At 38.2% G+C, this 18,076-nt stretch carries 20 protein-coding genes and 1 pseudogene; 12 read left to right on the top strand and 9 right to left on the bottom strand.

Annotation, left to right across the window (positions count from 1 at the left end):
* The first annotated feature begins 1 nt into the window (after nucleotide 1).
* The 6 genes from ACLKMH_RS00945 (at nucleotide 2) to ACLKMH_RS00970 (ending at nucleotide 5,783) form a co-directional block, all read left to right on the top strand.
* Nucleotides 2-1,045 (top strand): ABC transporter ATP-binding protein, encoded by a 1,044-nt coding sequence (locus ACLKMH_RS00945; protein WP_413700492.1) that lies wholly within the window; start codon nucleotides 2-4, stop codon nucleotides 1,043-1,045.
* Nucleotides 1,042-2,904: an ABC transporter substrate-binding protein gene (locus tag ACLKMH_RS00950; protein ID WP_413700493.1), complete on the top strand. Its 1,863-nt coding sequence runs from the start codon at nucleotides 1,042-1,044 to the stop codon at nucleotides 2,902-2,904. The genes ACLKMH_RS00945 and ACLKMH_RS00950 overlap by 4 nt, the downstream gene beginning before the upstream one ends.
* Nucleotides 2,905-2,978: 74 nt before the next feature.
* On the top strand, nucleotides 2,979-3,563 hold the full coding sequence (locus ACLKMH_RS00955; protein WP_413700494.1) for an acyltransferase: 585 nt from the start codon (nucleotides 2,979-2,981) through the stop codon (nucleotides 3,561-3,563).
* Complete coding sequence (locus tag ACLKMH_RS00960) at nucleotides 3,556-3,903, top strand: hypothetical protein (RefSeq protein WP_413700495.1); 348 nt, start codon at nucleotides 3,556-3,558, stop codon at nucleotides 3,901-3,903. Before ACLKMH_RS00955 ends, ACLKMH_RS00960 begins: the two co-directional genes overlap by 8 nt.
* The gene (locus tag ACLKMH_RS00965; RefSeq protein WP_413700496.1) at nucleotides 3,887-4,273 is read left to right on the top strand and encodes a hypothetical protein; all 387 of its coding nucleotides are present in this window, start codon (nucleotides 3,887-3,889) and stop codon (nucleotides 4,271-4,273) included. Before ACLKMH_RS00960 ends, ACLKMH_RS00965 begins: the two co-directional genes overlap by 17 nt.
* Nucleotides 4,245-5,783, top strand: a complete 1,539-nt coding sequence (locus ACLKMH_RS00970) for a heparinase II/III family protein (RefSeq protein ID WP_413700497.1) — start codon at nucleotides 4,245-4,247, stop codon at nucleotides 5,781-5,783. The genes ACLKMH_RS00965 and ACLKMH_RS00970 overlap by 29 nt, the downstream gene beginning before the upstream one ends.
* A 66-nt stretch (nucleotides 5,784-5,849) precedes the next feature.
* Here the strand turns inward: ACLKMH_RS00970 and ACLKMH_RS00975 are convergent, their stop codons facing one another.
* From ACLKMH_RS00975 to ACLKMH_RS00985, 3 genes and pseudogenes are all read right to left on the bottom strand, one after another.
* Complete coding sequence (locus tag ACLKMH_RS00975) at nucleotides 5,850-6,383, bottom strand: glucose PTS transporter subunit EIIB (RefSeq protein ID WP_413702224.1); 534 nt, start codon at nucleotides 6,381-6,383, stop codon at nucleotides 5,850-5,852.
* Between the two features lie 12 nt (nucleotides 6,384-6,395).
* Nucleotides 6,396-7,100: pseudogene (locus tag ACLKMH_RS00980) on the bottom strand (PTS transporter subunit EIIC); the annotation flags it as partial.
* Nucleotides 6,988-7,308, bottom strand: a complete 321-nt coding sequence (locus tag ACLKMH_RS00985) for a PTS transporter subunit EIIC (RefSeq protein ID WP_413700498.1) — start codon at nucleotides 7,306-7,308, stop codon at nucleotides 6,988-6,990. The pseudogene ACLKMH_RS00980 and the gene ACLKMH_RS00985, both read right to left, overlap by 113 nt.
* Before the next feature lie 296 nt (nucleotides 7,309-7,604).
* Between ACLKMH_RS00985 and nagB the strand changes: the two genes are divergently transcribed.
* From nagB to ACLKMH_RS01015, 6 genes are all read left to right on the top strand, one after another.
* Nucleotides 7,605-8,162, top strand: a complete 558-nt coding sequence (nagB, locus tag ACLKMH_RS00990) for a glucosamine-6-phosphate deaminase (RefSeq protein ID WP_413700499.1) — start codon at nucleotides 7,605-7,607, stop codon at nucleotides 8,160-8,162.
* On the top strand, nucleotides 8,153-8,404 hold the full coding sequence (locus ACLKMH_RS00995; RefSeq protein WP_413700500.1) for a hypothetical protein: 252 nt from the start codon (nucleotides 8,153-8,155) through the stop codon (nucleotides 8,402-8,404). Before nagB ends, ACLKMH_RS00995 begins: the two co-directional genes overlap by 10 nt.
* 56 nt (nucleotides 8,405-8,460) lie before the next feature.
* Nucleotides 8,461-9,162 carry an N-acetylglucosamine-6-phosphate deacetylase gene (gene nagA, locus ACLKMH_RS01000; RefSeq protein WP_413700501.1) on the top strand — a complete coding sequence of 234 codons (702 nt, stop codon included), beginning with the start codon at nucleotides 8,461-8,463 and terminating at the stop codon, nucleotides 9,160-9,162.
* Between the two features lie 55 nt (nucleotides 9,163-9,217).
* Entirely contained in the window at nucleotides 9,218-9,595 is a 378-nt protein-coding gene (locus ACLKMH_RS01005) for an amidohydrolase family protein (RefSeq protein ID WP_413700502.1), read from the top strand.
* A 157-nt stretch (nucleotides 9,596-9,752) separates the two neighbouring features.
* On the top strand, nucleotides 9,753-10,685 hold the full coding sequence (locus tag ACLKMH_RS01010) for an ROK family protein (RefSeq protein ID WP_413700503.1): 933 nt from the start codon (nucleotides 9,753-9,755) through the stop codon (nucleotides 10,683-10,685).
* Between the two features lie 19 nt (nucleotides 10,686-10,704).
* Nucleotides 10,705-10,980: an ROK family protein gene (locus ACLKMH_RS01015; RefSeq protein WP_413702225.1), complete on the top strand. Its 276-nt coding sequence runs from the start codon at nucleotides 10,705-10,707 to the stop codon at nucleotides 10,978-10,980.
* Nucleotides 10,981-11,036: 56 nt separating this feature from the next.
* Here ACLKMH_RS01015 and ACLKMH_RS01020 read toward each other — a convergent pair whose 3' ends face one another.
* The 6 genes from ACLKMH_RS01020 to ACLKMH_RS01045 form a co-directional block, all read right to left on the bottom strand.
* Nucleotides 11,037-11,876: a hypothetical protein gene (locus tag ACLKMH_RS01020; RefSeq protein ID WP_413700504.1), complete on the bottom strand. Its 840-nt coding sequence runs from the start codon at nucleotides 11,874-11,876 to the stop codon at nucleotides 11,037-11,039.
* Between the two features lie 20 nt (nucleotides 11,877-11,896).
* A complete protein-coding gene (locus ACLKMH_RS01025; RefSeq protein WP_413700505.1) occupies nucleotides 11,897-12,793 on the bottom strand; it encodes a zinc-binding dehydrogenase in 897 nt (298 codons plus the stop codon).
* Nucleotides 12,783-13,049 (bottom strand): hypothetical protein, encoded by a 267-nt coding sequence (locus ACLKMH_RS01030; RefSeq protein ID WP_413700506.1) that lies wholly within the window; start codon nucleotides 13,047-13,049, stop codon nucleotides 12,783-12,785. The genes ACLKMH_RS01025 and ACLKMH_RS01030 overlap by 11 nt, the downstream gene beginning before the upstream one ends.
* 165 nt (nucleotides 13,050-13,214) lie before the next feature.
* Nucleotides 13,215-13,649, bottom strand: coding sequence for an EAL domain-containing protein (locus ACLKMH_RS01035; RefSeq protein ID WP_413700507.1), 435 nt, complete (start codon nucleotides 13,647-13,649; stop codon nucleotides 13,215-13,217).
* Between the two features lie 8 nt (nucleotides 13,650-13,657).
* On the bottom strand, nucleotides 13,658-15,013 hold the full coding sequence (locus ACLKMH_RS01040) for a diguanylate cyclase domain-containing protein (RefSeq protein ID WP_413700508.1): 1,356 nt from the start codon (nucleotides 15,011-15,013) through the stop codon (nucleotides 13,658-13,660).
* Nucleotides 15,014-15,137: 124 nt separating this feature from the next.
* Complete coding sequence (locus ACLKMH_RS01045) at nucleotides 15,138-18,062, bottom strand: Hpt domain-containing protein (RefSeq protein ID WP_413700509.1); 2,925 nt, start codon at nucleotides 18,060-18,062, stop codon at nucleotides 15,138-15,140.
* Nucleotides 18,063-18,076 lie beyond the last annotated feature (14 nt).

Here is an 18,076-nt window from a genome sequence, read left to right on the forward strand (position 1 = left end):
CATGGATAATAACACGACCCCATTATTAGAAGTTGAAGGGCTACAAATGCACTTCAGCATGAAAGGCGGTGCTTTCAGCCGTCGAGCAGGCGTCATCAAGGCAGTTGATGGTGTCACCTTTAAAGTATTTCCAAATGAAACCCTAGGTTTAGTTGGTGAATCAGGTTGCGGTAAAACAACCGTTGGACGCGCAGTACTTAAATCGATAGATCCCACTGGTGGTAAAGTTATTTTCCACAGTAAAACCGGTGAAAAAATAGATTTTGTGCCAATGACAAATAAGGAGCTTCGCCCCTATCGCCAAGAAGTGCAAATGATATTCCAAGACCCTTATTCATCACTGTCACCAAGAATGACAGTGCAAGAGATATTAGAAGAGCCACTGAGATTAGCAGGTCATACAGATAAAGATTATTTGTATGAACAAGCCAAAATTATGATCGAGCAAGTTGGCTTACGTAGCTCTCACTTAATGCGCTACCCTCATGCATTTTCTGGTGGTCAACGTCAACGTATTGGTATTGCACGTTCATTAATCACGCGCCCTCGTTTTATTGTGGCAGATGAAGCAGTGAGTGCCTTGGACGTTTCTGTACAGGCACAAATACTAGAAATTTTAGCAGAGCTGAAAGAGAAAATGGGTCTTTCTTATCTGTTTATCTCACATGACCTGAGCGTGGTGAAATACCTCTGTGACCGCGTTGGTGTTATGTATTTAGGGCGAATTGTAGAAGTCGCGCCGACTGATGCACTTTTCAATAATCCCTTACACCCCTATAGCGAAGCGTTAATGCATGCAATACCTGACATTAGCGAACGACAAATTCGTAGCGATATTCTGGCAGGAGAAATTCCTGATGCGGCTAATCCTCCTTCTGGATGTGCATTCCATAATCGTTGCAAATACGCCAAAGATAAATGTAAAAGTGAAATACCTGAGTTACGCGGATTCACTGATACTTTAGATGGCAAAGAAATCTTTAGAGAGAGTGCTTGTCACTTTGTTGAAGAGATATTTTACAATCACGATAAGGAAATGGTATGAAACGTAAACTTATAACAATGGGTCTACTACTAGGCTCATTGAATGCATGGGCTTACCAAGAAGCTCCATCGTTAAGCACTTTAGTTGATAAAGGTGAACTTCCTAGTGTGGATAAGCGCCTCCCAGAAAATCCTATGGTCATCACACCGGTTAATGAAATAGGTAAATATGGCGGTACTTGGCGTCGAATCGAGCCTAACTATCACTTTCATGAATGGAGTAATGAACCCCTAGTTGCACTTGATGATAATCAAGAATATGTGCCTAACTTAGCGGAATCTTTTTCACTCTCTGAAGATAAACGTACATACACATTTACTTTACGTAAAGGTATGAAGTGGTCTGATGGTATGCCCTTCACTACTGCTGACGTTGCTTTTTGGTACAACAATGTAGAGCAAAATACAGAGCTTAACCCAAGTGTTAAATCATTATTCAAATCAGCCGGAGAAACCGCGAAGCTGAAGGTGATTGATGCACAGACGTTTGAGTTAACTTACAAAGAATCTAATCCGAATTTTATCGAGATGCACCAACGTTCTACGATGGAATTCCGCTTACCACAAACACCAATGCATTATTTGAAAGATTACTTACCTGAGTTTGCTGACAAAGCTGAGTTAGATAAGAAAATTGCTGATGCAGGTATGACAGATTGGCGCCAACTATTCCACAACCGTTGGAATACACGTGCAAATACTAACCCTGATTTACCAGTGCTTTACACTTGGGTTTACAATACCGATCCACAAGAGCTTCAACAACGAGCAGTACGTAACCCGTACTACTGGAAAGTTGATACTGAAGGAAATCAATTACCGTACATTGATGGCATGTCTTGGCCACTAACAGCTGAACCACAAGTAAGAATATTGAAAGCACTTGCTGGTGAAGTTGATATGGACCGTATTTCTAAGCTAACCAGTGATTTCACTGCGCTTAAAAAAGGTGAGAAAAAAGGTGACTATACTACACGTATGATGGAACTTGATGATCATGCCAATATGTTAGTACTTTTTCCAAACCTAGATTACGACGGTGAAGAGAAAGAAGTTCAACGTTTAATGCGTGATAAGAGCTTCCGTCAAGCATTGTCTGTTGGTATGGACCGTGATACGCAAAATCAGATTTTGGGTGTAGGACTTTCTACTCCAGCGCAATCTGTTCTTTTACCGTCATCGCCAGGTGGTAGCGAAGAAACAAGTAGCGCTTACACTAAAATGGACCGTGCTAAAGCAAACAAAATGTTAGATGCACTTGGGCTCGATAAACGTGATTCGGAAGGTTATCGTTTAGGTAAAGATGGCAAGAACTTAACTTTCTTAGTGCATTTCCAAGCTGGCCGTAAAATATCTGAAGAAGGTGCAATTCTTCTAAAAGCTGATATGGATAAAATTGGCTTACGCTTTATCATGCGTTCAGATGAGAAAAGTTACTTTAACCAAATCCGTCGTGGTGGTGATTACCAAATGGTATTACATAACAATACCTCTGGTTTGAACCCATTATTTGGTGCTAATAACTACTTCCCTGTTATGTCTGAAAATAACTATGCGCCAAAACAATCAGCTTATTACCTTTCTAAAGGTAACAGTGGTGTGAAACTAACACCTGAAATGCAAGAGTTAGCTGATTACTACGAAGCATTATTAAAAGAAGGTGATAAAGCGACCTTTGCGGCTAAAGTTAATGAAGTAATGAAGCTTCATGCTGAAAACCTATGGGCAATTGGTATTCTACGTTACACAGCTTCTCCAGCTGTTGTTAGTAATCGTATGAAAAACGTGCCTAAGAAACTTTACTCAGTATACAAAAGTCCGTTCTACCACTTAAAAGAGCAGTACTACATTTCAGAGTAAAATTGTTACACTCGAAGGGCTTACTCACCGAGTAGGCCCTTTTTTTCAAAATTTTTTGGTAAGGAAGGCTACTGATGTCAGTACAAAAAATACATGGTGGCGAATTAAGTGACGAAGAATTTCGTAAATTCACACTTTATTGTAACCAAAGTAATAATTATCATGATGATACAAAACGCGCCCAAATTCTTGGCCAAACAGGCGAAGATGTTCGTATTTCTCCTGGAGCAATCGTACGTATTAAAGGCAACCAAATAGGTAAAAAATCCTACATTGGTTTATACAGTTATGTAAACGGTGATATTGAAATTGGCGAAAATGTATTAATCGGCCCTCATGCGAATATCGTCGGTTCAAATCATGTTTATAGCCCCGAGGACGATATTTTCAGTGGCAGAAGCGATGAAGTCGCAGGCAAAGTCGTTATTGAGGATGGCGTTTGGTTAACTGGTGGTGTCACTGTTACCCCAGGTTGCCGTATCGGTAAATGTGCGCTTATTTGCTCAAACTCTGTGGTTACCTCAGATGTTCCACCCTACGGTATCGCGACCGGCACTCCCGCTAAAATCATCGGTAGCATTGACCCGAAAACGGGAGAATACCTTTGGTTTAATAAAGACAAAGACGATGGGTTTAACAAAGGAAATAATAATGCTTAACTTGTCTAGAACACATGATTTTCAAGTCCAACTATCGCCTAGCCAAGCATACCCAGCGGCGGTTAACCCGCCTAGCTTCAATTGGCCTGAAAATATCCCCAATCAGCAATATACCTTACAATTAAAAAGCCTCTCAACAGGCGATGAATGGAATTGGGAAACAGTTAACTCACCAATGCAACTCTCTCACGAATTGCCTGTTGGAGAGTTTCAATGGCGTTTAATTGCCAATTCAGAAACACAGCCTGCACAAGTATCTGAATGGATTGACTTTCGCATCACAGAAGAATTAGCTAATTACATCGCTCCCACTGCAGACAGAGTTGTTTGCTCTGTGTGATGACCGCCAGCAGTGGTTAATGTACTTCGATGAAGATATCAACAGGATTAAACAACACTCCGCTGATATATACCCTAAACTTAAACACACAGCATCATTATCCATTCCTTTATCTGAAGTCACTTACCCTAATCATTATCAACGTGGTCAAGAGGAAGGAAAACGCGAAGCTATCGCTAATGCTAGAAACTGGATTGACCGTGATTTAATGGCACATACGTTACTCTATAAAATTTGGGGTGAAGAAGAGCACGGCCTTGAAGCAATTAATCGTCTTTTACAATTAGCGGAATGGAGCCCAGAAGGGCCAGCGTCTTTATTACGCCCCTGCACTTGGGGTGATGAAGTCGGGTGGTTCATTAGCACGTAATCTATTTCTTGCTTATCATTGGTTAAGTCCGCTTCTAAATGACAACGAAAAACAATTATTTATTCGCCCCATGCTTGTGCGTATCGCAGAACAAATTATGGAACGTCTAGAGCAGGATGATTTCAAACAGTTCCCAGGGCATTCACATACCTCTCGCTTGCCCGCTTATCTCGGTCTTGCAGGACTTGTCTTATACCGCGAACATAATATCGAAGAATGTGAGTTGTGGTTAAATGAAGCAATCACTATTTACCGTGGTATTTTACCATTTTATGGTGGCATTGATGGTAGTTGGGTAGAGGGTTCTTTTTATGCATCCACCTATAGTAAGTGGTTCCATCCATTATTCTTAAGCATTGAACGTTTATCTGACTTCTCTTTTTATGAACACCCTTTTTATCAGAATTTTGTTCATTTCGCACAGGACTTTATCGCCCCAGAACAGGACTGTCACCCCTTCAGTGATGGTTTTTGGTGTACTCGAGACGGAAAGGAATGGCCGGGATTTTTCTCACAAAACCCTCTGCGTATCTATGTAGCAAGATTTGGGGATGCGGTTGATTATCAACAATCTCAAGCACTAGAACATGCCATTAAAGATTATCGATTACATCTTTTAGATGTCGTACCAACAATCAAACAAATTGAATTTGAGCAAGCCGTTACACATAAAACAGTAAGCGATGAAAAGATAGCTACGCAACAGACACTAAATCATTATTATGCACATGCAGGTCTAGGCAAGTTTACTCAACAATCTCTATCTGTTTATTATCGTGCCAGTGCTTTCGGTAATAGCTCTCATAGGCATGCAGATCAAGGTAACATTGGCCTGTTTGAAGACAACATTGGAATCCTGATACCAACTGGCAGTTATGGCTATCGATTTGGTAGTAAGCATCACAGTGAATGGACTCGCCAAACCATTGCCCATAACCTTCCCCTAATTGATGACAAAGGACAAAAGCTTGATGATCCCAGTTCAACCGCTCAGGTAATTGAAAGACGTAGTGGAGCGAATTACCATTTAGTCACTTTAGATTTAACAGCTTCATACGCCGAGCCAGTTGAAAAGTTTTACAGAAGCTTAGTGCTGATTGAAGATATTGGATTAATATTTGTTGATTGTGTCACTCTGAGTGAAGATAAAAAACTAAATTGGCGCTTACATAGCCCATTAAAAGCAAGCTTAACGGATAATAAATCGAGTGTATTATTAGCCTCAAAAGCAAACATAGATAACTATCGATGCAATTTGTTAAGTCATCCTGATGAATTGCTTACTATCGAGTATGGCTATGAAGGAGAATTAAACATTCCAGAACGTGCTATTGAATCTGATGCAAGCAAAGAAGTGGTTCATCTTGATTGGTTGTTACCGGCAAGTCAAAAGCATATTGTTGTTGCTTCTTGTGTTAAGGATTCAATCACCACAGCGGAGATAGATTACTCGACAAATGCTAATGGTAGAATTGAGCTAGCAATACAAGATCAAATTATTTCAATTTAATTAAAAAAGGCACTCTGACAAGCCTCAACTCAGATGTAGTAGATCAGAGTGCCTAACAAAATTGACTTATTTAATTAATTTTATTTGATTAGCAATACTTTCCGCTTGGGTACCGATAATAACTTGCAGGTTATCTTCACCTAACTTAACCACTCCCATTGCTCCAAGTCCCTTTAATTCGGACTCTTTAACAACACTGCGGTCCTTTAAAGTTAATCGTAAACGTGTGATACAAGCATCAATCACAGTAAGGTTATCAATGCCTCCTAGCGCGACTACATATTGTGTCGCAAGTTCATTTATATCTTCACTGGCTTTGCTTTCTGTTGGTACTTGTTCTTCGTTTTCACGCCCCGGTGTTTTCAAATTAAAACGCTTGATCACTGTCAGGAATACAAAATAATAAATAGCAAAGAACACAATACCTTGAGCAATCAACATGTACCAATTCACTGCTAGTGGATTCTGTGAAGAAAGCACCATATCAACAAGACCAGCAGAGAAACCGAAACCTGCCATCCATCCCATTGAAGCGGCAAGGAATACAGAAATCCCAGTTAATACTGCATGAATAACATAAAGCAGAGGCGTCGCAAACATAAAGGAGAATTCAAGCGGTTCTGTTACACCAGTAAAAAATGACGCTAACGCGGCTGACTAACATAATAGAAGCCACTTTGGCTTTATTTTCAGCTTTGGCGACCGTGTAAATAGCAAGCGCGGCCCTGGAAGACCAAACATCATGATAGGGAAGAATCCCGCTTGATACATGCCTGTTTTGCCAATAATCGCTGTGCCAGCATCAATCCCAGTCTGACCACTTAAGAAGTTTGGAATATCATTAATGCCAGCCACATCAAACCAAAATACCGAATTAAGTGCATGGTGTAGGCCGATTGGAATTAATAAACGGTTAAAGAAAGCATAGATGCCTGCCCCGACTTCACCCATACCAGAGATGGTTTCACCAAAATGTTGTAAACCAGAGAAAATAGCAGGCCAAATTGCCATTAGAATAAATGATACAATGATCATCACAACCGAGACAATAATAGGTACTAAACGACGTCCAGAGAAGAATGCTAAAGCACTATGTAATTCAACACTTGAAAATTTGTTGTACAGTTCAGCAGAAATAATCCCCACTAAAATACCCACAAACTGATTATTTATTTTACCAAATGCAGAGGGAACAAGTGATGGATCAACACCCTGAATTTGAGCCACTGCTCCAGGCGACAGTAAAGTTGTTACCACTAAAAAACCAACCAAGCCAGAAAGCGCAAGTGACACCATCCTTATCCTTAGACATACCATAAGCAACACCTACGGCAAACAATACCGACATATTATCAATAACAGCGACACCCGCTTTAATTAAAAAAGCGACTAATGCTGAATCCCCTCCCCAACCATTGGGGTCAATCCAATAACCGATACCCATTAAAATGGCAGCGGCAGGTAAAACAGCTACAGGCACCATTAAGGCTCGACCTACTTTTTGAAAATAACCAAGAATGTTCATAATTAACTCTCCTATATATTATACAACGCACTTATTTCGCAATGATTATTATCTACAGTTCAAACCTAATTCATAAAGCAAATTAATAAAAACAAGGTGTAAAACCACAAATTTCGGGATAAACTTTAAACATATTATCGCCTACCGCAAACAAATATAGATTAAAATATGATCTAAATCACTAAATATTTAGCAAAACAGTCATTTTATTTGGCATTCCACTCAAACTTATTTTACACTGCGAATTAATAACTAATCAGTTAGCTTTAGATATTAAATTTTTTTAGGAGAAAACCATGCGCTTAATACCTTTACATGATGCAACTACTGTAGGTCTTTGGTCTGCTCGTTATATCGTTAACAAGATCAATCAATTCTCACCAACGGCAGAACGACCATTTATTCTAGGTTTACCGACGGGTGGTACACCATTGGAAACTTACAAGTGTCTGATTGCACTGTACAAAGCAGGTGAAGTGAGTTTTGAACATGTAGTCACATTTAATATGGATGAATATGTAGGGCTTCCTCCTTCACACCCTGAAAGTTATTACAGCTTTATGTATAACAACTTTTTTAATCACGTTAATATCCAAGCGCAAAATATTAATTTATTAAATGGTTTAGCAGAAGACTTACAAGCAGAGTGTTTACGTTACGAAGAGAAAATTAAAAGTTATGGAAAAATTCACCTGTTTATGGGTGGCGTGGGGACAGATGGCCATATTGCTTTCAATGAACCAACTTCTTCATTAGCTTCACGCACACGAGTAAAAACACTAACGCCGGACACTCGATCGGCTAACTCTCGCTTTTTGATAACGATATTAATCAAGTACCTAAATTGGCTTTAACCATAGGTGTTGGCACATTATTAGAGGCTGAAGAGGTATTAATATTAGCAACAGGACATAATAAAGCATTAGCCGTGCAAGTCGCTGTTGAGGGCTCAATTAACCACCTTTGGACGGTTTCAGCTTTGCAACTTCATGTTAAAGCGATTATTGTCTGCGACTCAGATTCCACCATGGAACTAAAAGTTAAAACACTTAAATACTTTACTGAGTTAGAAGCAGATAATATTAGTAATTTATAATCATAAAAAATATATGACTATAAATAATATTAGAATTAAGTAGGAAGAAATTTGTTATGTATGCACTCACAAATTGTACAATTTACACAACACATTCAGTTTTATCAGATCACGCAGTTATTATAAAAAATGATCAAATTGACAGTGTTACCTTAGCCACTGATTTAGATAACAGCATTAAAACCATTGACCTTAATGGTGCAAACCTTTGTCCTGGTTTTATTGATTTACAAATTAATGGCTGTGGTGGTGTGATGTTCAATAGTGAAATATCAGAGCAAACACTTGAAATAATGCAGGCAACCAACCTCAAGTCTGGTTGCACCAGTTATTTACCTACACTAATCACCTCATCCGATGAAGATATTAAATTAGCACTTAAAGTCGCTAGAAATTTTATTGATAAAACAAAAAATGAAATATTAGGGCTTCATCTTGAAGGCCCTTTTATTAGCTTAGAAAAAAAGGGTGTTCATCGTGCTGAATTTGTCCGCTCTCCTGACCTTGATATTATTGACCTTATTTGTGCCAATGCTGATATCGTGAGCAAAGTGACTATCGCACCAGAAAGCTTCTCTGCCGAAGTGATTCAACAACTTCACCAAGCCGGTATTGTTGTTTCAATTGGTCACAGTAATGCGACCTATGCTCAGGCTAGCGAAGCCATTAATAATGGTGCAAGTTTTGCCACCCATTTATTTAATGCCATGAGTCCTATGACAGGCAGAAACACCTGGTGTCGTCGGCGCAATTTATGATCATCAAATTTACGCAGGCATCATTGTTGATGGCATTCATGTCGATTATGCCAATGTGCGTATTTCTAAGAAAATATTAGGCGAAAAACTGATATTAGTCACAGATGCGACAGCTCCCGTTGGCGCTGATATTACAGAGTTTGATTTTGTTGGTACGACGGTTTATTACAAAGGTGGTAAATGCTTTAATCAAGACGGTACACTAGGTGGTGCGGCTTTAACAATGATTGAAGCTATTGAAAAAAGTGTTAAATTTGTCGGCATCGAATTAGCTGAAGCGGTTCGCATGGCTACACTTTACCCAGCTAAAGCTTTATCAGTTGATCATAAGTTAGGTAGTATAGAAGCTGGTAAAATTGCTAATCTTGCGATATTTGATAATGATTTTAAAGTCATTTCAACTGTATTAAATGGCCATTACCAAAGCAATTGAAAAATCCCAACTCATAGCCTTTTCTTGAAAGTGTCTATGAGTTTTTAAACATTTTTTTAAACACTTATTGTTACCTAATAAAAACCATTAAAGGGTTCTAATATTTGCTAGAATGACTAACTCTATTTCAAAGATTATCATTTAAAGCGAAGCAACAATGCTACAAAACAACCCTACTACTGGCTCAGTGATTGCAAACATTGATAACATTAAACAAATCAATTACGCCGCTATTTATAAAGTCATTGAAAAACATACCCCAATTTCTCGGGTAAAAATTGCCAATTTGAGCAAACTAGCGCCTGCTAGTGTTACTAAAATCACACGCCAACTACTCGAAAGTGGCCTTATCAAAGAAACAGAGCGACAAGCGTCAACGGGTGGGCGATCCGCCATTTCACTTGCTCCAAATGGAGAAGCGATCCATGTATTAGCAATCACCATTGGCCGTGATCTGTTATCAATTAGCCGCTACGATTTATTCGGTAATGCCTTAACAACAAAAGACGTTAACATTGAATCAACGAATGGCGATGCCTTGATGCTACAAATTAGTCATGAAATACACTTACAACTTAACCAGAATAAAGAGTTTACTACCAAGATATCAGCGATTGCCTTCACCCTTTCAGGTCTAGTAAATACTAAAGAAGGTACAATTATTTATTCCTCACGTTATTCCTTTGATCAATTTCCATTAGTTAATAACATAGAAAAGACTTTTAATATTCCTACTTTTATTGGCAATCATACTCGTGCACTCTCATTGGCTGAACATTACTTTGGTGCTTCCCGAGACTGTTTGGATTCTATCCTTCTCAGCGTCCATCATGGCGTAGGATCAGGTATTCTTATTCAAGGTAAATGTTTAATTGGTGAAAATTGTAACATCGGAGAAATTGGCCATATTCAAGTCAACCCAGCGGGAAAACAATGTCACTGTGGTAATTTTGGCTGTTTAGAAACTGAAATAAACGATAATATTATTTTTGAAAAAGTACAAATGGCACTCGAACGAGGTAGTTTAAGCTCACTTGAACTCGACACTTTGTCGATAGAAAAAATATACCAAGCGTACTGCAGATCATGATCCGTTATGTGAAAAAATCATTCAAGATGCGACCAACTATTTAGGCAAAACCATTGCTATGCTGATCAATGTGCTTAACCCAGAAAAAATAATTATTGCAGGGAAAATAGCCCAATGTGGTAATACCTTGTTTGCGATTATCCAACAGAGTGTGACTCATCAGACCTTACCGAAATTTCAAAAGAAGATAACCATTGTGCCTGGTGAGTTACAACAAGACTCTACTATCGCGGCATTTTCCCTAATTAAAGAAGCCATCTATGAAGGGGATTTATTACAAAAGATCCGCATTTAGCTTTTAAGATTTAAGATAGGCTTATTAATAAATAAGCCTATCAAAAAACACAAAGCCTAAAAATCAGTAATATAAGGTGCCATGAAAATCAGATAAACTGCCCAAACAATTAACACAACATGTAAGGCATCATTTTCAGAAAACCAAATCTTTTTGCTTTCCCATAGCGCTTTCGTCCAACCGAAATAATCATAAATCCAAAATGAAATCATGGTTAACCAAAGTAAGGCCCATGAACCTAATAACATTAGATCGATATCTGTGCCTAAAGTAAAAAAACGCCATCCATTTAAAATCATAAAGAAAGCCATTACTGGCGCACAGGTCCAAACCATACGTTCAAAGGTGATCCAAGATTTAATAGGTTTCAGGCCACCGATAAAAGTCATAAACATATAAATAATGCTACTGAACACAGCATAAATCACCGTTAGCCAGAAAAGTACTCCCTCTGTACAGGAAGCACTCACAGCAACTAACATCAGATTCATGCTTACCTGTTGGAACATCATATAAATGACCTCCCACCAGCTAGTCCAGCGACATGTTTCCCGGCCTTTACATTTTAGTTGATAACCAAAGGCTTGATAGCTTGTGCCCGCGAGCAAAGCACCAACTCCCCATAGGATCAATGACCATCCCCAAAGCAAGCGAGACAACTCGCCCTCTTGGATAGCAAGGTAATAAACGCCCACCGCAGTGGTTAATACCCCAAGTAAATACACTAAAAACGTAGAGCTTGGTTGAGTGATAACTACCTCTGAACCAAAAAGTTTTAGCTTTGAACAGGGCTGAATTTCAAACCATGTTTTTTCATTTAAGTCAGAATTATCATGGGAAATAGTATCAAGCCGAGCAAAAGCATTATTTAACTTTTCCCTTATTGCTAAAAACATAAAATGCCTTGTTTTCAAATCTAAAGATTAAAATTACTCTTTTGCTCATCTGTCATTGCTGGCGGTAACAAGACAAATTTACCCACATGTTTTTTCTCGGTAAATTCACGCTGTGCTAACTCAATATCAGCAAGTGCAAAGCTTTTTGCTAATAATGGACTAATTTCATCGCGCTCAATATATCCAACCAAGTTGGGGAAAACAGGTTCATCCCAAGCAGTACAACCGATTAAAGTAATATCTTTTAAATAAAATGTACGCATGTCTAAAGTCACCATGGGGCCTGCGATTGCTCCAGAGGAAGCATAACGCCCACCACGTTTTAATACTTCTGTCATCTCAGGGAATTTATCACCCGCAACATTATCGATAACTACATCAACGGATTTTTCGCCTAGAATACTCAAAGCACTTTCATTTCTTTCAATAACAGCATCGGCACCTAGGGCTTTTACTTGCTCGATTTTATCTTTGCCTACAATGGCAGTAACTTTTGCACCACGGCGTTTACATAACTGCACAGTCGCCGAACCAACACCACCCGATGCACCTGCAATTAAAACATGAGAATTAGCATCAACACCTGCACGATGGATCATATTTTCAGCGGTACCATAGGCACAGGGAATAGTCCCTAATTCAGCATCGCTCCAATCACTTTCAATTGGGAAAACTTCCGTTGCTGGCACTTTAACAAATTGCGCAAAGGCACCGTCAAAATCCGAGGCCATCCAAATGTTTTCTAGGCTTTCCCATCCATTTGCACGAATACAAGAACGAATTAAGATACGTTTACCAATCAAAGCAGAATCAACATCAGAGGCAACTGCGACTACACGACCACAACAGTCTGTTCCCTGAATAAAAGGAAAAGGTGTTGCTTCATTCCAGCCACCATCAGCAGTTTCAGCGAGCATCCGTTAATTCATCTTCATTCTCAGTAAGGTTTTCTGTTCCCTCTGTTACTTTTGAAGAATACCAACCAAGGCGAGTATTGATTTCAGTATTATTAACCCCAGCGGCTAATACTTGTACTAACACCTCTCCTGGCGCTGGCGTTGGAACAGGCACATCTTTATAAACAAGTTTATCGTATCCGCCATTTCCTGTTGTCACAATTGCTTTCATTGCCACATCAGAATCGGTTAGTTGAAATCTATCTAACTTTTTCATGTTTAATTTTTTCCTTATCGAGGTTGTATTTACCTATTATTCTTTATACGAAGTGCCAGCTTACTTAGGCTTAAAAAACCTATATTGACGAGAGTTTTTTGCGGACTGGAGATAAAATATGAAGAGAGTAATGCGTTTAAATTAACGATATTTTGAGTACTCTTTTTAATTACATGTGTTTATTAAATCATTTTTCGATAATACATATTGTTCAAATTCATCAGCGACTAAAGGTTTGCTGAAATAAAACCCCTGTATAATATCACAACCAACTTCTTTTAAAAATTCGAGTTGATTCTGCTCTTCAACGCCTTCTGCAACCACTGAGAGCTCTAAACTGTGCGCCATTGCAATAATCGCTTTAACAATAGCACAGTCATCTTTTTTACTGGGTACTTCAATAATAAAGGATCGATCTACTTTTAATTCATCTAACGGAAAACGTTTTAAATAACTTAATGAAGAGTAACCTGTACCAAAATCATCAATGGATAACTTCAAGCCTTGTTGCTTTATGTAGTCCATTATTTTCATCACTCGTTCTTCATCACCAATCAACATACTTTCTGTGATTTCTAGCATTAAATTCTGAATATCCATTCCAGAATTTAATCTTTCGCATCGATTGTTTTTTGAATATGTTTTTCCATAAATTGATGTGGTGAAACATTAACCGATAATTGCAGGTTATCTAAGCCTTTATTCTGCCAAATTTTATGTTGCTGGCAAGCCTGGCGCATTACCAACTCTCCAATGCCAGGAATTAATCCTGAATCTTCTGCAATTTCAATAAAATGAAAGGGAGATAACAATCCTCTATTAGGATGTTGCCAACGTACTAAGGCTTCCATCCCTATCACTAAACCTGTACTCAAATTCACCTTAGGTTGATAGTGCACCACAAACTCATTTTGCTCTATGGCATGACGTAATTCAGACTCTATTTCTAAGCGTTCCTTTGCTTTTTGGTTTAACTCTGTTGAATAAAACTGGTAATTATCCCTACCTTTTTGTTTTGCATATTGTGTTGCTACGCCTGAATTTTGGATTAAAGAATCTGTGCTTTTTCCATCCTCCGGGTAAACAGCAATACCAATACTCCCGGTAATAAATACTTCTTGTCCCTCGATTGAAAAAACTTCTTTTAAAGAACTTAATAAACGCCCTGCTACAAAGGCGACATCTTCGCTCGCTTTTCCATCGGGTAACAAAATTGAAAATTCATCACCACTTAAACGAGAAAGGTTCTGCCACAAATTATTTCTACCAGTATGGGAAATAACGTCGCTCAATCTAACTAAACCAGACAGGCGGTCGGCGATTTGTTTTAACAACATATCTCCAGCATTTGGCCCTAAAGAATCATTCACTTGTTTGAAACGATCAATACTTAATTCAATCACAGCAACAGAATCTTGAGTTCGTTCTGCGCTTAATAGCGCCCAATCTAAACGATCTAAAAAACGCTCTCTGTTTGGTAATCCGGTTAATGAATCATAAAAAGCTAACTGGTCTAAATAAGCCTTTACCGTTAAGGTATTGCGTAAACGTAGTGCTAGTTCACTCGCATCGATGGGTTTCGCAAGAAAATCCGTTGCCCCTAGTTCTAAAGCTTTTAATTTGGTTTCGGCATCGGAAGATGAGGTTAAAACAATCACTGGTAAATGTTTTAAAATTTCGTTCTTTCTCACTTGCTGTAAGATTTCAAAACCATTTACATTAGGCATTTTGAGGTCTAATAGAAGAATATCAGGTTGGATTTTTACTAGATTGCTCATAGCGAGCCTTGAATCTTCGATGGTAATAAAATTTTCATAACCTTCATCTTCAAGAAATACTTGCAATATTTCCATAAGAATAGGCTCATCATCAACCATCATGATGACTGCATTTTTTAACATTGAATTGAGATCGTCGACATAAACATTCGTTCTTTGCGATTGTCCTAATGTTATATCTCTCACTCAATTCTCCTTCTGTACAAAAACGCTTATTTTGATATCAAAATCATTACTTTTCGATTCGCTTATTTTATTCTTTATTATCTATGTAAATACTAAGTGTAGACCTTTTATAACAAGCAGTGAATTATTTTTGAACTTCAATGCGAGCGATCAAACTTTTAATGTCATTTGTTTTTACATTAATACCAGAATCATCTTTTTGTTTTGCATACTGCTCTAGCTCTTCGGCAGGCTCTGTAAAATCATGGAAACCAACGGAGCCAGCGGAACCTTTTAACCAGTGTGCAAGGTCCTCAAGTTTTTCATAGTCCTTAGCCGAAGTCGCGTTTTCTATCTCAACAAATTGTGCTTTTAAACGCACAATAAAGCGCTCTATCAAACTGCGATACTTAGTTGTACTGCCGGGTAATGAAGAATAAATTGGGCTGGCAGTTTGGGTATTAATTTCATTTAATAATTGTTTAGCCTGTATTGTCTCTACTGTACCTGTATTTAAAGCTATTTCATCACTTCCTTTATTAGATATTTGATTTTTATCTTCTTTTTCAATACGTGAAAATAGATCTTTAATCTCAGTAACTTTATCAGCAATAGCTTGATTATTTTTTTGCTTTGCTTGTTTTTCAAGTTCTTCCGCAGGTTCAGTGAAGTCATGAAAACCAACAGAGCCAGCTGAACCTTTTAACCAATGTGCAAGGTCTGACAAGGTTTCATATTGCTCAGCTGTTGCGACCTGTTCAATTTTGTTAAGCTGGCCTTGTAATCGTTCAACAAAACGCAGGATTAAGTCGCGATATTTATCCGAGCTTCCAGCTAACGTTGAGTGAATAGCTGGTTTAGTTATATTACTTATAATTGCTGGTTGCTCTATGTGAATATCTGCTTGATTTGGCTGTTTAATTTTATCCACATAACTTGCTTTACCACCGAGTTCATCAGCAAGTGTCTTAAGTAATTTATCAATATCAATGGGTTTGGTCATATAACCTGAATAACCAGCGACTAAACATTCACTTTCAGCGCCTTTCATTGCATGGGCTGTTAAAGCAATAACGGGAATAGTAATGCCTTTTTCTCGCATCAAACCAACCGCCGTGTAACCATCCATAACAGGCATTTGAATATCCATTAGAATTAAATCAAAGGGTTTAGTTAAGGACTTAATTAATCCTTCTTTACCATTAACCCCTGTCTGCACTTTTAGCCCTGCGTCAGTTAAGATCACATCTAATAAATCACGGTTTTCAACACCATCATCTATTACCAACACCTTAGCATCAGGGAAAGTCCAAGTTACTTTTTGCTCCTCATCCTGTGCTATTGTTTCTTGTATCACTTGCTCAGGTGATAACCATTTGCAACCTGCGACTGTTTGAAGCTCTATACTTAAAGTAAAACAACTACCTTCGCCCGATTTACTAGTGACCTTAATATCGCCACCTAATGCTTCAGCGAAACGCTTACTAATTGTTAACCCTAATCCAGTACCACCAAAACGTCGTGTAATAGAACTGTCAGCCTGTACAAAGGGCTGAAATACTGAATCAAGCTGTTGTCGCGACATACCAATACCAGTATCAACAACATCAATAGTTAATCGAGATTTTTTGCCTTCTACATGATAATGAGAGATCAGTTTTACACTGCCCTTTTCAGTAAATTTAATCGAGTTACCCACTAGATTGGTCAGTATTTGCCTCACTTTCGCGACATCTGTTATTACCGATTCTGGCATACTATCTAAAGCAATAAATTCAAGTTGAATATTCTTTTCCCTTGCCTTTACAGACATAATTTTTACCACTTCCTGTACAATTTTATGTACTGGCGTGACGACATTTTCAACCTCAATTCTGCCTGCTTCTACTTTGGATAAATCTAAAATATCATTAATTAAACCAAGTAAATGTTTACCACTTGAAGAGATAGTTGATAAATAGCGTTCATTTTCAACAGGATCATTTTTGTTACCTCTCATTAGTACTTCGGTAAAACCTAAAATAGCATTCATTGGCGTACGAATTTCATGGCTCATATGAGAGAGGAAGTCACTTTTTGCTCGGTTTGCCATTTCAGCTTCTTCTTTAGAACGACGCAATTCAATCTCTTTTTCTTCCAATTCTGTAATGTCATCAAAACTGACCATCATGCCAGCCACTTTGCCATTTTGACCTAATACAGGCGAACAGTTAACCATGAAAGTATGGCGAGTATGTTCATCTAGCTCTAAGTACAACATATGATTCATTTGTAGTGAGCTAGTTTCTAAGGCAATTTTCCATGGGTATTTTTGCTCTATGACAATTGGAATGCCATTATTTTTATCAGCATGCCGCCAATTAAATTTTTCAATATTTCGACCCATTATTTTCTCAGGGTCTTCTTTTACTAACTGCGAAAATGCTTCATTGGCCAAGACAATATTTTGCTTAATATCAAGCACTAGCAATCCCTCAGCCATGGTATCTAAAGCAGAACGTACTCGTCCTGGAATGGCCTGAGAGGGATCTAATTGTTTAAGCATTTTTCCAAGGTAGTATTTAAAAATGAAATAACTGAAGAATGAAAGAAATAGAATAAATTGTGCTAAGGGCTCAAAAAAGAAAGCAAACCAGCCTTTTTCTTTTAAAGGGGTAAAACGTAACTCAATATGTCCCCATTGTTTTTTCCCTTCCCAAATCGGAACAATTAATTGTGACTCTGTTGAAAAGCCCTCTTCTAAAGGCTCCCACTTGGTTTCATGTTCACCAATCACAGCAACACTTTTACCATTCATCGGTTTTACTGTCGCCGATAGAATGTCATCATTTCGAGAAATTAATATTTGTAGATTAGCTTCCATACGACGAATATCATTGCGTGTAATAAATGCGGAACTATTGACAGCAACCAATTCAGCAATTGCGACTCTCCCAGCTAACACCGCACCATATCTATCAGGAAATAAGCCAAGAAGAGAAGCCCCAATGCATATACAAACCAAAATACTTACTAACCCTAATGATATTTTTGATTTTGGACTCTGTCCTTTAAATATTCGACCTATCAATCTACAATCCTTTT

This window comes from Psychromonas sp. KJ10-10, from assembly GCF_047323245.1.
GTDB lineage: Bacteria > Pseudomonadota > Gammaproteobacteria > Enterobacterales > Psychromonadaceae > Psychromonas.

What these genes read in the sequence shown, in the direction of transcription:
- nagB (WP_413700499.1), top strand. Translation starts at nt 7,605, where the DNA reads ATGCGCTTAATACCTTTACATGATGCAACTACTGTAGGTCTTTGGTCT.
- ACLKMH_RS01020 (WP_413700504.1), bottom strand. Translation starts at nt 11,876, where the DNA reads ATGTTTTTAGCAATAAGGGAAAAGTTAAATAATGCTTTTGCTCGGCTT.
- ACLKMH_RS01025 (WP_413700505.1), bottom strand. Translation starts at nt 12,793, where the DNA reads ATGCTCGCTGAAACTGCTGATGGTGGCTGGAATGAAGCAACACCTTTT.
- ACLKMH_RS01035 (WP_413700507.1), bottom strand. Translation starts at nt 13,649, where the DNA reads ATGGATATTCAGAATTTAATGCTAGAAATCACAGAAAGTATGTTGATT.
- ACLKMH_RS00975 (WP_413702224.1), bottom strand. Translation starts at nt 6,383, where the DNA reads ATGTTTGCGACGCCTCTGCTTTATGTTATTCATGCAGTATTAACTGGG.
- ACLKMH_RS00945 (WP_413700492.1), top strand. Translation starts at nt 2, where the DNA reads ATGGATAATAACACGACCCCATTATTAGAAGTTGAAGGGCTACAAATG.
- ACLKMH_RS01030 (WP_413700506.1), bottom strand. Translation starts at nt 13,049, where the DNA reads ATGAAAAAGTTAGATAGATTTCAACTAACCGATTCTGATGTGGCAATG.
- nagA (WP_413700501.1), top strand. Translation starts at nt 8,461, where the DNA reads ATGTATGCACTCACAAATTGTACAATTTACACAACACATTCAGTTTTA.
- ACLKMH_RS00960 (WP_413700495.1), top strand. Translation starts at nt 3,556, where the DNA reads ATGCTTAACTTGTCTAGAACACATGATTTTCAAGTCCAACTATCGCCT.
- ACLKMH_RS00955 (WP_413700494.1), top strand. Translation starts at nt 2,979, where the DNA reads ATGTCAGTACAAAAAATACATGGTGGCGAATTAAGTGACGAAGAATTT.
- ACLKMH_RS00985 (WP_413700498.1), bottom strand. Translation starts at nt 7,308, where the DNA reads ATGAACATTCTTGGTTATTTTCAAAAAGTAGGTCGAGCCTTAATGGTG.
- ACLKMH_RS01010 (WP_413700503.1), top strand. Translation starts at nt 9,753, where the DNA reads ATGCTACAAAACAACCCTACTACTGGCTCAGTGATTGCAAACATTGAT.
- ACLKMH_RS00970 (WP_413700497.1), top strand. Translation starts at nt 4,245, where the DNA reads ATGAAGTCGGGTGGTTCATTAGCACGTAATCTATTTCTTGCTTATCAT.
- ACLKMH_RS00950 (WP_413700493.1), top strand. Translation starts at nt 1,042, where the DNA reads ATGAAACGTAAACTTATAACAATGGGTCTACTACTAGGCTCATTGAAT.